This window comes from Agrococcus sp. TF02-05, from assembly GCF_017565345.1.
Lineage (GTDB): Bacteria > Actinomycetota > Actinomycetes > Actinomycetales > Microbacteriaceae > Agrococcus > Agrococcus pavilionensis.
Map to the genome: position 1 here is coordinate 23,328 of NZ_JAGEKO010000005.1, position 13,436 is coordinate 36,763.

Annotated in this window: 13 protein-coding genes; 12 read left to right on the forward strand and 1 reads right to left on the reverse strand. The window is 72.5% G+C overall.

What is annotated here, in order from left to right:
• The first annotated feature begins 19 nt into the window (after positions 1 to 19).
• From JQT67_RS06460 to JQT67_RS06480, 5 genes are all read left to right on the forward strand, one after another.
• On the forward strand, positions 20 to 1,270 hold the full coding sequence (locus tag JQT67_RS06460) for a PrsW family intramembrane metalloprotease (RefSeq protein ID WP_208063991.1): 1,251 nt from the start codon (positions 20 to 22) through the stop codon (positions 1,268 to 1,270).
• A 97-nt stretch (positions 1,271 to 1,367) separates the two neighbouring features.
• On the forward strand, positions 1,368 to 1,637 hold the full coding sequence (gene rpsO, locus JQT67_RS06465; RefSeq protein WP_021011779.1) for a 30S ribosomal protein S15: 270 nt from the start codon (positions 1,368 to 1,370) through the stop codon (positions 1,635 to 1,637).
• Positions 1,638 to 1,905: 268 nt separating this feature from the next.
• Positions 1,906 to 4,197: a polyribonucleotide nucleotidyltransferase gene (locus tag JQT67_RS06470; RefSeq protein WP_021011780.1), complete on the forward strand. Its 2,292-nt coding sequence runs from the start codon at positions 1,906 to 1,908 to the stop codon at positions 4,195 to 4,197.
• Positions 4,198 to 4,271: 74 nt separating this feature from the next.
• Positions 4,272 to 5,645 carry a pitrilysin family protein gene (locus JQT67_RS06475; protein WP_021011781.1) on the forward strand — a complete coding sequence of 458 codons (1,374 nt, stop codon included), beginning with the start codon at positions 4,272 to 4,274 and terminating at the stop codon, positions 5,643 to 5,645.
• A 67-nt stretch (positions 5,646 to 5,712) separates the two neighbouring features.
• Positions 5,713 to 6,315: a histidine phosphatase family protein gene (locus tag JQT67_RS06480; protein ID WP_021011782.1), complete on the forward strand. Its 603-nt coding sequence runs from the start codon at positions 5,713 to 5,715 to the stop codon at positions 6,313 to 6,315.
• A gap of 13 nt (positions 6,316 to 6,328) precedes the next feature.
• Here the strand turns inward: JQT67_RS06480 and JQT67_RS06485 are convergent, their stop codons facing one another.
• Positions 6,329 to 6,805, reverse strand: coding sequence for a GNAT family N-acetyltransferase (locus tag JQT67_RS06485; protein WP_307864241.1), 477 nt, complete (start codon positions 6,803 to 6,805; stop codon positions 6,329 to 6,331).
• A gap of 65 nt (positions 6,806 to 6,870) precedes the next feature.
• Between JQT67_RS06485 and dapB the strand changes: the two genes are divergently transcribed.
• From dapB to JQT67_RS06520, 7 genes are all read left to right on the forward strand, one after another.
• Entirely contained in the window at positions 6,871 to 7,575 is a 705-nt protein-coding gene (dapB, locus tag JQT67_RS06490; protein ID WP_026374070.1) for a 4-hydroxy-tetrahydrodipicolinate reductase, read from the forward strand.
• Complete coding sequence (locus JQT67_RS06495) at positions 7,572 to 8,051, forward strand: hypothetical protein (protein WP_307864242.1); 480 nt, start codon at positions 7,572 to 7,574, stop codon at positions 8,049 to 8,051. The genes dapB and JQT67_RS06495 overlap by 4 nt, the downstream gene beginning before the upstream one ends.
• A complete protein-coding gene (locus JQT67_RS06500; protein ID WP_031224423.1) occupies positions 8,048 to 8,863 on the forward strand; it encodes a thymidylate synthase in 816 nt (271 codons plus the stop codon). The genes JQT67_RS06495 and JQT67_RS06500 overlap by 4 nt, the downstream gene beginning before the upstream one ends.
• Positions 8,864 to 8,872: 9 nt before the next feature.
• Complete coding sequence (locus JQT67_RS06505; protein ID WP_279537666.1) at positions 8,873 to 9,400, forward strand: dihydrofolate reductase; 528 nt, start codon at positions 8,873 to 8,875, stop codon at positions 9,398 to 9,400.
• Positions 9,397 to 10,368, forward strand: coding sequence for a 4-hydroxy-tetrahydrodipicolinate synthase (gene dapA, locus JQT67_RS06510; RefSeq protein WP_208063994.1), 972 nt, complete (start codon positions 9,397 to 9,399; stop codon positions 10,366 to 10,368). The genes JQT67_RS06505 and dapA overlap by 4 nt, the downstream gene beginning before the upstream one ends.
• A gap of 103 nt (positions 10,369 to 10,471) precedes the next feature.
• Entirely contained in the window at positions 10,472 to 12,145 is a 1,674-nt protein-coding gene (locus JQT67_RS06515; RefSeq protein WP_021011789.1) for a ribonuclease J, read from the forward strand.
• A gap of 112 nt (positions 12,146 to 12,257) precedes the next feature.
• Positions 12,258 to 13,436 (forward strand): efflux RND transporter periplasmic adaptor subunit, encoded by a 1,179-nt coding sequence (locus tag JQT67_RS06520; protein ID WP_208063995.1) that lies wholly within the window; start codon positions 12,258 to 12,260, stop codon positions 13,434 to 13,436.

Below are 13,436 nucleotides of genomic sequence, written 5' to 3' on the forward strand. Positions count from 1 at the left end.
CGCTCGGTACGCTCGCGGGGTGAACGCCACCACGTCGTCGCTCTCGCCCCTGCGGCGCCAGCAGGGCCCGAGCGCCGGGCTCGTGCTCGGCCTCGTCGGCATCGGCGTGCTCGCGCTCGCCTCCTTCCTCGTCATCTGGTTCCTCGGCGGCGCGATCGGCAGCCCGCTGCTCGTCGCGGTCTCCGGCGTCATGGCGCTCGTGCCGCTCGGCTTCGTGCTCTGGGCGGTGCTCGCGATCGACCGCTGGGAGCCCGAGCCGCGCGTGGCGCTGTGGTTCGCGGCGCTGTGGGGCGGCATCGCGGCCGTGCTGCTGACGCTCGCGCTCAACGGCTTCGTGCTCGAGCCCCTCGTCGCGCCCTTCCTGCGGACGGCCGAGCAGTACGAGCTCTACGCGACGGTCATCCAGGCGCCGGTGACGGAGGAGCTGTGGAAGGGCGTGCCGGTCGCGATCATGTTCCTCTGCTTCCGGCGCAGCTTCGACGGCCCCGTCGACGGCGTCGTGATCGCGGCGCTGTCGGCGGCGGGCTTCGCCTTCACCGAGAACATCCTCTACTTCGGCACCTCGCTCGCCGAGAGCGGCGGCGGCTCGTTCATCTTCTTCCTGCGCGGCATCATGAGCCCGCTCACGCACGCGATCTTCACCGCGGTCGGCATCGGGCTCGCGCTCGGCTTCGCGGCGAGGCTGCGCTCGCGCTGGTGGATCCTGCTCGCCGGCCCCGTCGGCTGGTTCGTGTCGGCGGCGCTCCACGCGCTCTGGAACTCCGCGAGCTGGTGGGTCCCGGGCGGCACCGTCGGCTTCTTCGTCTACTACCTCGTCGTGCAGGTGCCGCTGTGCGTGCTCGCGGCGGTCGCGGTGTGGCTGCTGCTGCGCCAGGAGATCAAGCTCACGAGGCTTCGGCTCGACGAGTACGGTCGCGCCGGCTGGTTCTCGAGCGAGGAGGTCGACCGGCTCGCCTCGAGCGAGGGTCGCGCCGCGCTCATGGAGTGGGCGCGCTCGCGCGGCCTGCGCAGGTCGATGCGCGAGTACATCCTCACGGCGACGCGGCTCGCGAACCACCGCCAGCACGCGCTGCTCGGCCGGGAGCGCGCCCGCTCGCGGCTCGTCGCCGACGAGGCGACCCTGCTCGCCGACCTCATGCACCACCGGCGGACGATGGCGAGCGCCGCGATCGGCCAGCCCGTCCCGGTCACCGCGGGAGCCCAGGTGCCGGCGGGGCAGGGGCCCGTGCAGCGCTACGGCGCCATGCCGCCTCGACCTCCGCGCGCCTGACCTGGTAGCATCGTGAGGTTGCCGTTGACCGGCCGCGGATCCAGAGCGCTCATGCATCGGGCATGGGCACCGCGCTGCGAGGAGAGAGGGGTTCCGCATGGGCCTGAATGCAGAGATCAAGAAGTCCATCATCGAGGAGTTCGCCACCCACGAGGGTGACACCGGGAGCCCCGAGGTGCAGGTCGCGATGCTGTCGCGCCGCATCAAGGACCTCACCGAGCACCTGAAGACGCACAAGCACGACCACCACTCGCGTCGTGGCCTGCTGCTGCTCGTGGGTCAGCGCCGTCGCCTGCTCGGCTACCTCCAGGACGTCGACATCGAGCGCTACCGCTCGCTGATCGAGCGCCTGGGGCTCCGCCGCTAGACCGGCTCGAGCGCTTCACGACTGGGCCGTCCCCGCGAGGGGGCGGCCCTTCGTCATGCTTCCTGCCGATTCGGGGATGCGTGCGGTAGCCTTGCCGAGACCGCGAGTCGCGGTCGTCGTGCGCCCATTCGCACCCGCTCAGAGCTGGTCGTTGGTGGAGGGCGGCGAAGCATCCTTCGACGCTCTCCACTGATGACCACTCCGCGCAGGCGAAGCGCACGACTGACATGTCGTGCCCCCGCTGGGCACAGGAGAGGAGAGGCCCTTCATGGAAGGTCCTGAGATCACATTCGCCGAGGCCGTCATCGACAACGGCCGCTTCGGCACCCGCACCGTCCGCTTCGAGACCGGTCGCCTCGCGCAGCAGGCGCAGGGCTCGGCCGTCGCGTACATCGACGAGGAGACGATGCTGCTGAGCGCCACGAGCGTCTCGAAGCACCCCAAGGACTCGTTCGACTTCTTCCCCCTCACGGTGGACGTCGAGGAGCGCATGTACGCCGCGGGCCGCATCCCCGGCTCGTTCTTCCGCCGCGAGGGCCGTCCGTCGACCGACGCGATCCTCACGTGCCGCCTCATCGACCGGCCGCTGCGCCCCTCGTTCGTCGAGGGCCTCCGCAACGAGGTGCAGGTCGTCATCACCGTGCTCTCGATCGAGCCCGACGAGCTCTACGACGTGCTCGCCATCAACGCCGCGTCCATGTCGACGCAGCTCTCGGGCCTGCCGTTCGACGGCCCGATCGGCGGCGTGCGCGTCGCGCTCATCGACGGCCAGTGGGTCGCGTTCCCGAAGCACTCGCAGCTCGAGCAGGCCGTGTTCAACATGGTCGTCGCGGGCAGGGTCGTCACGGCTGCCGACGGCAGCCAGGACGTCGCGATCATGATGGTCGAGGCCGAGGCGACCGACGGCGCGTGGAACCTCATCGAAGGCGGCGCGCAGAAGCCGACCGAGGAGGTCGTGGCCGAGGGCCTCGAGGCCTCGAAGCCGTTCATCAAGCAGCTCGTCGCCGCGCAGGAGGAGGTCGCCAAGACCGCCGCGAAGGAGACGCAGCAGTACCCGCTCTTCCCGCCGTACTCCGAGGAGGCCTTCGCGGCCGTCCGCGAGCTCGCGGCCGAGCGCCTCGCCGAGGTGTACCGCATCGCCGACAAGCTCGAGCGCCAGTCGGCCGACGACCAGCTCAAGGAGCAGGTCAAGCAGCAGATCAACGAGCGCATCGAGCGCGGCGAGCTCGAGGCCGTCATCGCGACGCAGGTCTCGGGCGCCTACAAGGCGGTCACGAAGGAGGTCGTCCGCGGACGCATCCTCACCGAGGGCATCCGCATCGACGGGCGCGGCCCGGCCGACATCCGCCCGCTCGACGCCGAGGTCGCGGTCGTGCCGCGCGTGCACGGCTCCGCGATCTTCCAGCGCGGCGAGACGCAGATCATGGGCATCACGACGCTCAACATGCTCAAGCTCGAGCAGCAGATCGACTCGCTGAGCCCCGTGACGAGCAAGCGCTACATGCACAACTACAACTTCCCGCCGTACTCGACGGGCGAGACGGGCCGCGTCGGCAGCCCGAAGCGCCGCGAGATCGGCCACGGCGCGCTCGCCGAGCGGGCGATCGTGCCCGTGCTGCCGAGCCGCGAGGAGTTCCCGTACGCGATCCGCCAGGTCTCGGAGGCGCTCGGCTCGAACGGCTCGACGTCGATGGGCTCCGTGTGCGCCTCGACGCTCGCGCTGCTCAACGCCGGCGTGCCGCTCAAGGCGCCCGTCGCGGGCATCGCGATGGGCCTCGTGACCGACGAGGTCGACGGCGAGACCCGCTACGCGGCGCTCACCGACATCCTCGGCGCCGAGGACGCGCTCGGCGACATGGACTTCAAGGTCGCCGGCACGCCCGACTTCATCACGGCCATCCAGCTCGACACGAAGCTCTCGGGCATCCCCGCCTCGGTGCTCGCCGGTGCGCTCACGCAGGCGAAGGAGGCGCGCACGAAGATCCTCGAGGTCCTCAACGCCGCCATCGACGCCCCGGACGAGATGGCGCCCACGGCGCCGCGCGTCATCAGCGTGCAGATCCCGGTCGACAAGATCGGCGAGCTCATCGGCCCCAAGGGCAAGACGATCAACCAGATCCAGGACGACACGGGCGCCCAGATCTCGATCGAGGACACGGGCATCGTCTACATCGGCGCCGTCGACGGTCCCTCGGCGGAGGCCGCGCGCGCCGCGGTCAACGCGATCGCGAACCCGCTCAACCCCGAGCTCGGCGAGCGCTACCTCGGCACGGTCGTCAAGACCGCGTCGTTCGGTGCCTTCGTCTCGCTGCTGCCGGGCCGCGACGGCCTGCTGCACGTGACCGCCATGCGGGCGCTCAACGGCGGCAAGCGCATCGAGAACGTCGACGACGTGGTCTCGATCGGCCAGAAGATCCAGGTGGAGATCACCAAGATCGACGACCGCGGCAAGCTCTCGCTCGAGATCGTCGACGACTCGGAGCCCGTGGCGCCGGTCGCGGCGAAGGGCGACGACGCCGACTCGTCCGTCTCGTCGGTCTCCTCGGTCTCGGCCGAGTAGTCACCGCACCCGAGCAGCCCTCGCCCCCTCTTGGGGCGGGGGCTGCTCGCATGTCGCGGCCGTAGACTGGTCGGATGCCTGCTGTCCCCCTCCCGCTCGACGTCCCCGAGATCGCCGTCGCCGCGGCCGGCGGCGCGGTCGTGCGCCGCAGCGTGCTGCCGAGCGGCGTGCGCGTGCTCACCGAGCAGATGCCGGGCGCGCTGAGCGCGACCGTCGGCTACTGGGTGCCGGTGGGCTCGCGCGACGAGACGGGCGATGCGCGCGGCTCGACCCACTTCCTCGAGCACCTGCTCTTCAAGGGCACCCGCTCGCGCTCCGCCTTCGACATCGCGGTCGCGTTCGACGAGGTCGGCGGCGAGCACAACGCGCTCACCGCCAAGGAGCACACGTGCTACTACGCGAAGGTGCGCGACGTCGACCTGCCGATGGCGATCGACGTGCTCGCCGACATGCTCACGTCGTCGCTGCTCGACGCCGACGAGTTCGAGCACGAGCGCGAGGTCATCCTCGAGGAGCTCGCGATGGCCGACGACGACCCCGCGGACGTCGCGGGGGAGCGGCTGAGCGAGCTCGTCCACGGCGCCGAGACGCCGCTCGGCCGCCCGATCGGCGGCACGCCCGACTCGATCCGCGCCGTCTCGCGCGACCGGGTCGCCGAGCACTACGCCGAGCACTACGCCCCGCGCGACCTCGTCGTCACGATCGCCGGCGCCGTCGACCACGACACGGCCGTCGAGCAGCTGCAGGAGGCGCTCTCCCGCTACGGCTGGTCGCTCGACGCAGCCGCGCCGCGCGAGCGCCGCAGCCGCGAGCTCGCCGCGCCCGGCACCGGCGGGCTCACGGTCGTCGCCCGGCCGCTCGAGCAGGTCAACCTCATGATCGGCATGCCCGGGCTCACCGCATCCGACCCCCGCCGCAGCACGATGGCCGTGCTCAACGCGGTGCTCGGTGCGGGGATGTCGTCGCGACTGTTCCAGGAGATCCGCGAGAAGCGCGGCCTCGCCTACTCCGTCTACTCGTTCGCCTCGGGCTACGCCGACGCTGGGCTCGTCGGCCTCGCCGCGGCGTGCGCGCCCCGGAAGACGCTCGAGGTCGCCTCGCTCATGGTGGGCGAGCTCGAGCGGCTCGCCGACGGCGCGAGCGACGACGAGCTGCGCCGCGCGAAGGGCCAGCTCGCCGGCGGCTCGGCGCTCGCGCTCGAGGACACCGACACGCGGATGTCGCGGCTCGGCCGCGCGGAGCTCACGCTCGGCGAGTTCCTCGACATCGACGCGACGCTCGAGCGCATCGAGCGCGTGACCGACGCCGACGTGCGTGCGCTCGCCGCCGAGCTCGCCGGCGGACCGCGCTCGATCTCGGCGGTCGGACAGGCTCCGGAAGGGCTCGAGCGGCTCGTCGTGTCCCCCGATGGCGCTACGGTGGGAGTGGCGGACCCCACCGCCCGCTGATCACGAAGGGCGCTCCAGCGCGCCCGCGCACGACCTGGGCGCGACGCTGCGCCCGCGGAAGGACCCCATGGCGCACCTGCTCTACCTCGTCCGGCACGGAGAGCAGCTCGACGCGGAGCACGGCGTCGAGGACGGCCGGCTCTCGGGCCGGGGGGTGCGGCAGGCGCACGCGATCGCGCAGCGGCTGTCGGGCGTCGTCTTCGACCAGGCGTGGACGTCGCCGCTGCAACGCGCGACCGAGACGGCCGCGATCATGCAGGAGCGGCTGCCCGCCGTGGAGTTCCAGAAGTCGGCGTTGCTGCTCGACTGCATCCCCTCGGGGCTCGAGGAGGACACGCCCGTGGGCTTCCATGGGTTCCTGAAGGCCGTGCGGCCCGCGGAGGTCGAAGCGGGGTCGGCGCAGATGCAGGATGCGGTGGCGCAGTGGCTGCGCCCGTCGCGCGGCGACGTCAACGAGCTCATCGTCACCCACAACTTCGTCATCGGCTGGTTCGTGCGCGAGGTGATGCAGTCGCCGAACTGGCAGTGGATGGCGCTCAACCAGGCGAACTGCGGGCTCACGATCATCCGGCGCCGCACGGGCAAGCCGCCGCAGCTGCTCGTGCACAACGACCTCGGCCACCTGCCGCCCGAGGACCGCACGGGCCTCCCGCTGCCGCAGCCCTTCTAGGCCTGGCGCCGGGTCAGCCTGCGGAGTCGGCGGAGGAGACCGGCTTGCGGAACCAGGTCGTCGCGTTCGGGTTGTCGTTGTAGGCGGGGATCGACTCGTAGCCGCGCGTCGCGTAGAGGCGGTTCGCCGGCCCGAGGGCCGCGTTCGTGTCGAGCACGACCTCGGACGCGCCGAGCTCGACCGCGCGCGCCTCGAGCGCCTCGAGCAGCGCGGCCCCGGTGCCGCGGCCGCGGCCGGCCGGGGCGACGTAGAGGTGCTTGACCTCGAAGCGCGACGGGCTCAGTCGACGCAGCGCACCGCATCCGATCGCCTCGTCGCCGTCCCACGCGACGAGGAACGCGCCCTCGGGCGCGCGGAGCGTCGCGGGATCGGCGGGCTTGGGCGTGTAGGCGCCGCCGACGAACGTGATCGCGCGATCGGCGAAGTAGGCCTGCAGGAGCGACTGGGCGAGCTCGGACGCGGGGTCCTCGAGGCGGATGTCGGCGTGCACCGGTCCACTGTACGGGCGCGCGGCGAGCGCGCTGCGGCCATCGCCCGAGCCGTAGGCTGGAGGGCATGGCATCGACGAGGCGCATCGGGATCGCGGGCGCGACCGGCAGGCTCGGATCGCTCGCGCTGCGGCTCGTGCGCGACGCCGGCGACCTCGAGCCGGTCGAGCTCGACGTGCGCGAAGGGCTCGAGCTCGACGGGATCGACGTCGTCTTCGACGCGACCGTGCTGGGCGCGAGCCAGCAGCTCGTCGACGCCGCGCTCGACGCGAGCGTGCCCGTCGTCGTCGCGACGAGCGGCTGGACGGAGGAGCGCATCGAGGCCCTCCGCGCCCGAGGCGCCGAGCGCATCCGCATCGTCCCCAACTTCTCGCTCGGGAGCGTGCTCGAGACGCACCTCGCGACGATCGCCGCGCGCCACTTCACCGCCGTCGAGGTCGTCGAGGCGCACCACGACCGCAAGCGCGACGCGCCGAGCGGCACCGCGACGCGCACCGCAGAGGCGATCGGCGCCGTGCGCGGCTTCGCGCCCGCGACCCCCGACGAGCCGGGCCGCGGCACCGTGATCGCGGGCGTGCCGGTGCACGCGCTGCGGCTGCCCGGTGTCGTCGCGCGCCAGGAGGTCATCTTCGGCGGCACGGGGGAGACGCTGACGATCCGCCACGACACGACGTCGAGCGACTCGTACGCCGCCGGCATCCTGCTCGCGCTCCGCGCCGAGGCGCAGCCGGGCGTGACGGTCGGCATCGGCGACCTGCTGGGGCTCTCGTGACCGACCGGCCCGCGGCGCGCTCGAGCGCGCGGAAGGGCTTCGCCCTCGCGATGGCGGCCGTGCTCGCGCTCTACGTCGTGCTCGCCGGCAGCCGCGCCGTGCAGTTCATCGCGACCGGGCAGCCGCTCGCGATCGCCGTCGGCGTCGCGCTCATCGTCTTCTTCCTCATCGGCGCGTGGGCGCTCGCGCGCGAGGTCGTCTTCGGCGTCCAGCTCGACCGTGCCGTGCGCGAGCTCGCGGCCGCGGGCGGCATGCCGCAGCCCCTGCCCGGCACGCCCTCGGGCCGCGCCGACCGGGAGGCCGCCGAGGACGCGTTCCCGGTCGCGAAGGCCGACGTCGAGGCGCACCCCGAGTCGTGGCAGTCGTGGCTGCGGCTGTCGATGGCCTACGACGCGGCGCGCGACCGCCGGCGCGCGCGCATGGCGGCGCGCACGGCGCTCTCGCTCCGCAGGACGGCACCCCAGGAGGCACCATGAGTGGAGGCACCGTGACCGCGCACCCCTACGAGGAGCTGCTCGCCGACGTGATGGCGAACGGGCGGCACAAGGGCGATCGCACCGGCACCGGCACCCGGTCGGTGTTCGGCCGGCAGCTGCGCTTCGACCTCGCCGAGGGCTTCCCGCTCATCACCACGAAGCGCGTGCACTTCAAGTCGCTCGCGCTCGAGCTGCTGTGGTTCCTGCGCGGCGAGTCGAACGTGCGCTGGCTGCAGGAGCGCGGCGTCACGATCTGGGACGAGTGGGCGGACGCGGATGGGGAGCTCGGCCCGGTCTACGGGGTGCAGTGGCGCTCGTGGCCGGCGCGCGACGGCGGCACGATCGACCAGATCGCGCAGGTCGTCGAGTCGATCCGCTCGAACCCCGACTCGCGCCGGCACATCGTGTCGGCGTGGAACCCCGCCGACATCCCCGACATGGCGCTCGCCCCGTGCCACGCGCTCTTCCAGTTCGACGTCACCGGCGGCCGGCTCTCGTGCCAGCTGTACCAGCGCTCGGCCGACATGTTCCTCGGGGTGCCGTTCAACATCGCGAGCTACGCGCTCCTGACGCACATGATCGCGCAGCAGACGGGTCTCGAGGTGGGCGACTTCATCTGGACCGGCGGCGACTGCCACGTCTACGACAACCACGTCGAGCAGGTCGAGCGGCAGCTCTCCCGCGAGCCGTACCCGCTCCCGACGCTGCGCATCCGCCGACGGCCCGAGAGCATCCTCGACTACGAGCTCGACGACTTCGAGGTCGTCGACTACCGGCACCACCCGGGCATCAAGGCGCCGGTCGCGGTCTAGATGATCGGCATGATCTGGGCGCAGGCTCGCGGCGGCGTGATCGGCGACGCGGGCGACATGCCGTGGTCGCTCCCCGAGGACATGGCGCGCTTCAAGGCGATCACGATGGGCCACCCCGTCGTCATGGGTCGGCGCACCTGGGAGTCGTTCCCGCCGCGCTACCGGCCCCTGCCGGGGCGCGAGAACATCGTCATCACCTCCAGCGACGACTTCGTCGCACCCGGCGCCCGCGTCGTCTCGAGCCTCGACGAGGCGCTCGCCACGGCGCTCGCGATCGACGACGAGGTGTGGATCGTCGGCGGCGGTCGCGTCTACCGCGACGCGATGGCGCGCGCCGACCGGCTCGAGATCACCGACATCGAGCTCGACGCGACCGGCGACACGACGGCGCCCGTGCCGGATGCGTCGTGGCGCGTGGTGATGCGCGACCCGGCCGAGGGATGGCACGCGAGCCGCACCGGGCTGCGATTCGCGTATCGCACCCTCGAGCGACGGGCGGAGAGGCCGCGCGAGCGGCACGGTAGCCTGGTCGAGTGAACCCCAATCCCTTCGGCCAGGTGCTCGTCGCGCTCGTGACGCCGTTCTCGGCCGACGGCGAGGTCGCCTGGGACGACGTCGAGCGGCTCATCGACGACGTCGTGACCCACGGCGCCGACGGCATCGTCGTCTCCGGCACGACCGGCGAGACGTCGACGCTCACCGACCCCGAGAAGATCCGGCTCGTCGAGGTCGCGAAGGCGGTCGCGGGCGACCGCGCGAAGGTCATCCAGGGCGGCGGCTCGAACGAGACCGCGCACGCGATCGACCTCTACCGCCAGGCGGAGCGGGCCGGCGCCGACGGCGTCATGATCGTCACGCCGTACTACAACAAGCCGACGCAGGCTGGCGTGCTGACGCACTTCCGGCTCATCGCCGACGCGACCGACCTGCCGGTGATCCTCTACGACATCCCGGGCCGCTCGGGCATCCCGATCCGCTACGAGACGCTCCTGCGCGCCGCGAAGCACCCGAACATCCTCGCCGTGAAGGACGCCAAGGGCGACTTCGCCGAGGTGAGCCGCGTGCTCAACCAGACCGACCTGCTCTACTTCTCCGGCGACGACGCGAACGTGCTCCCGCACCTCGCGATCGGCGCCGCCGGCCTCATCGGCGTCACGGCGAACATCGCACCGAAGCCCTACCGGACGATGGTCGACGCGGTGAACGCGGGCGACCTGCGCACCGCGATGGCGCAGCACCAGGCGCTCGAGCCGCTCGTCCGCGCGACGATGACGCACGTGCCGGGCACCGTCTCGACGAAGTACATCCTGCACGGCCTCGGCCGCATCGGCAGCCCGCGCGTGCGCCTGCCGCTCGTGGGTCCCGAGGACGCCGAGGCGGCCCTCATCGAGGACGAGCTCGCGCTCGTCTCGGGCGTCGACGGGCTCGACCTGAGCCGCTTCCGCCCCGACCGCAACGCCGCCGCGGGCGGCGCCCTGCCGAAGGTGCACGGCACGACGCGCTGAGCGCGAGAGCCCGTGGTCGCATCCACCCCAGATCTTCCCGCGCGCGAGGAGCGCGCACCCCACATCCGCTCGCCCCGTGCGAGCCGCATATGAAGGAGGCCCATTGACGGCCATCACCCAGCCCCCCGCGCTCGCGGCGGGCACCCTCCGCTTCTTCCCGCTCGGCGGCCTCGGCGAGGTCGGCCGCAACATGACGGTGTACGAGCAGGACGGCAAGCTGCTCATCGTCGACTGCGGCGTGCTCTTCCCCGAGGAGCACCAGCCCGGCGTCGACCTCGTGCTGCCCGACTTCGGTCCGATCCGCGACCGCCTCGACGACGTCGTCGCCGTCGTGCTCACGCACGGCCACGAGGACCACATCGGCGCCGTGCCCTACCTCCTGCGGCTCAAGGCCGACATCCCCCTGCTCGGCTCGCAGCTCACGCTCGCGCTCGTCGAGGCGAAGCTCAAGGAGCACCGCATCCGCCCCTTCACCCACACGGTGAAGGAGGGCCAGGTCGAGCAGCTCGGCCCGTTCGAGACCGAGTTCGTCGCGGTCAACCACTCGATCCCCGACGCGCTCGCCGTCGCGATCCGCACGAGCGCGGGCCTCGTGCTCCACACGGGCGACTTCAAGATGGACCAGCTGCCGCTCGACGACCGCATCACCGACCTCCGCGCGTTCGCGCGGCTCGGCGAGGAGGGCGTGGATGCGTTCCTGGTCGACTCCACGAACGCCGACGTCCCCGGGTTCACGGCTCCCGAGCGCGAGATCGGCCCCGTCATCTCGCAGGTGATCGCGAAGACCTCCGGGCTCGTCGTCGTCGCCTCCTTCTCGAGCCACGTGCACCGCGTGCAGCAAGTGCTCGACGCGGCGCACGAGAACGGCCGCAAGGTCGCCTTCGTCGGCCGCTCGATGGTGCGCAACATGGGCATCGCGGCCGAGCTCGGCTACCTCAAGGTGCCCGACGGCGTCGTGGTGAGCCAGAAGGAGGCCGAGAACATGCCGCGCGAGCAGGTCGTCTTCATGTCGACCGGCTCGCAGGGCGAGCCGATGGCGGTGCTCAGCCGCATCGTCAACGGCGAGCACCGCATCGAGGTCGGCGAGGGCGACACCGTCATCCTCGCCTCGAGCCTCATCCCCGGCAACGAGAACGCCGTCTTCCGCGTCATCAACGGACTCATGCAGCTCGGCGCGAAGGTCGTGCACAAGGGCTCGGCGAAGGTGCACGTCTCGGGCCACGCCTCGGCGGGCGAGCTGCTCTACTGCTACAACATCCTCAAGCCGCGGAACGTCGTGCCGGTGCACGGCGAGTACCGCCACCTGCACGCCGCGGCCTCGCTCGCGATCGACACGGGCGTGCCGCGCGAGCGCGCGTTCGTCGGCGAGAACGGCACCGTGTGGGACCTCGCGGACGGCGAGGTGACCGTCGCGGGCCAGCTCGAGATCGGCTTCGTCTACGTCGACGGCTCGTCCGTCGGCCGCATCGACGAGGCCGACCTCAAGGACCGCCGCATCCTCGCCGAGGAGGGCTTCATCTCGATCTTCGTCGCGGTCGAGCCGCAGACCGGCAAGGTGATCGTCGGCCCCGAGATCCACGCGCGCGGCTTCGCCGAGGACGACAAGGTCTTCGACGACATCCGCCCGAAGATCGTGAAGGCGCTCGCCGAGGCGGGCGAGCAGGGCGTGCGCGACCAGCACCAGTACCAGCAGGTCGTCCGCCGCACGGTGGGTCGCTGGGTCGGCACGCGCATCCGCCGCCGCCCGATGATCGTGCCGGTCGTCATCGAGGCGTAGCCGACACGTCGAGATCATCCTCCGGGGGGAGGGCGAGCGCGCTCGCGTGCCCTAGCGTGACGAGCGAGGGCACGCAACGGATGCGCGCCGCCCCGCCCGAGAGGACGCCGCCGTGCCCCAGCAGGACCACACCGCCCCCGTCGAGCCGCCCGTCGTCGAGGGAGGGGGAGCGGCCGCCGTCCCGCCGCCGCTGCACGCCGAGCAGTCGGCGCACCGCCAGGCCTCGCCGCGCGAGGCTCGCGCGGCCGCGAAGCGGCAGGCGAAGCTCGAGCAGCTCGAGCGCTCGCGGCTGCGGAAGGCCGAGCGCGCCGCGCGCGGGCCCGGCGCGTGGCGCACGTGGGTGCTGCCGGTGCTCAAGCTCGCCGTGGGCGCGGCGATCGCGATCGCGCTCGTGAAGCTCGCGTTCTTCCCGGACGTCGAGGCGGTGAGCGCCGATGACGGCTTCGCGCCCGGCGCCGCGTTCGAGGAGCCGCTCGCGACCGTCGAGCGCGGCTCGGTCGAGAACGCCGTCTCGATCGAGGGCATGATCGTGCCGGTCGAGGCGGTGCCGGTGCGCTCGACCCACGCGGGCACCGTCGCACGCGTGAGCGCCGCCGACGGCGCGCAGGTCGCCGAGGGCGACGTGCTCTACACCGTGCGCGTCGAGACGCAGGGCGCGCCCGCGGCGGACGGCACCGTGCCGCCGCCCACCGCGCGCGTGCACAGCATCGTCGCGCCCGCCGCCGGCACCCTCACGGGCTTCGCCGTGCTCGTCGGCCAGAGCGTCGACGTCGCGGGCGAGACCGGCGCGGTGCAGCCGCCCGAGCACGTCGTGCGCGCGAGCCTCGGCGCTGCCGAGCAGTACCGGCTGACGACGCAGCCCGAGTCGGCGACCGTCACGATCGACGGCGGTCCGGCGCCCTTCGAGTGCGGTGCGGTCGCGATCGCCCAGCCGGTGGGCGAGCAGATCACGACGGGCGCGAGCGCGACCCTCACGTGCGCGGTGCCGGGCGACGTGCGCGTCTTCGTCGGCCTCGCCGCGAAGGTCGAGCTGAGCGCCGGCTCGGCGAGCGACGTGCTGCTGGTGCCGACGACCGCCGTGCTCGGCAGCGCCGAGACCGGCATCGCCTATCGGCCGGGGGCCGACGGCGCGCCGGAGGAGGTGCCGGTCGAGCTCGGGCTGAGCGACGGCCGCATGGTCGAGGTGCGCGCGGGGCTCTCGGAGGGGGATGCCGTGCTGCAGTTCGTGCCGGGCGCCGCCGACCCGTGCGCCGACCCGATGACGGCCGATCCCATGCTGTGCGGGTTCTGA

What these genes read in the sequence shown, in the direction of transcription:
- rpsO (WP_021011779.1), top strand. Translation starts at nt 1,368, where the DNA reads ATGGGCCTGAATGCAGAGATCAAGAAGTCCATCATCGAGGAGTTCGCC.
- JQT67_RS06470 (WP_021011780.1), top strand. Translation starts at nt 1,906, where the DNA reads ATGGAAGGTCCTGAGATCACATTCGCCGAGGCCGTCATCGACAACGGC.
- JQT67_RS06475 (WP_021011781.1), top strand. Translation starts at nt 4,272, where the DNA reads ATGCCTGCTGTCCCCCTCCCGCTCGACGTCCCCGAGATCGCCGTCGCC.
- JQT67_RS06480 (WP_021011782.1), top strand. Translation starts at nt 5,713, where the DNA reads ATGGCGCACCTGCTCTACCTCGTCCGGCACGGAGAGCAGCTCGACGCG.
- dapB (WP_026374070.1), top strand. Translation starts at nt 6,871, where the DNA reads ATGGCATCGACGAGGCGCATCGGGATCGCGGGCGCGACCGGCAGGCTC.
- JQT67_RS06500 (WP_031224423.1), top strand. Translation starts at nt 8,048, where the DNA reads ATGAGTGGAGGCACCGTGACCGCGCACCCCTACGAGGAGCTGCTCGCC.
- JQT67_RS06505 (WP_279537666.1), top strand. Translation starts at nt 8,873, where the DNA reads ATGATCTGGGCGCAGGCTCGCGGCGGCGTGATCGGCGACGCGGGCGAC.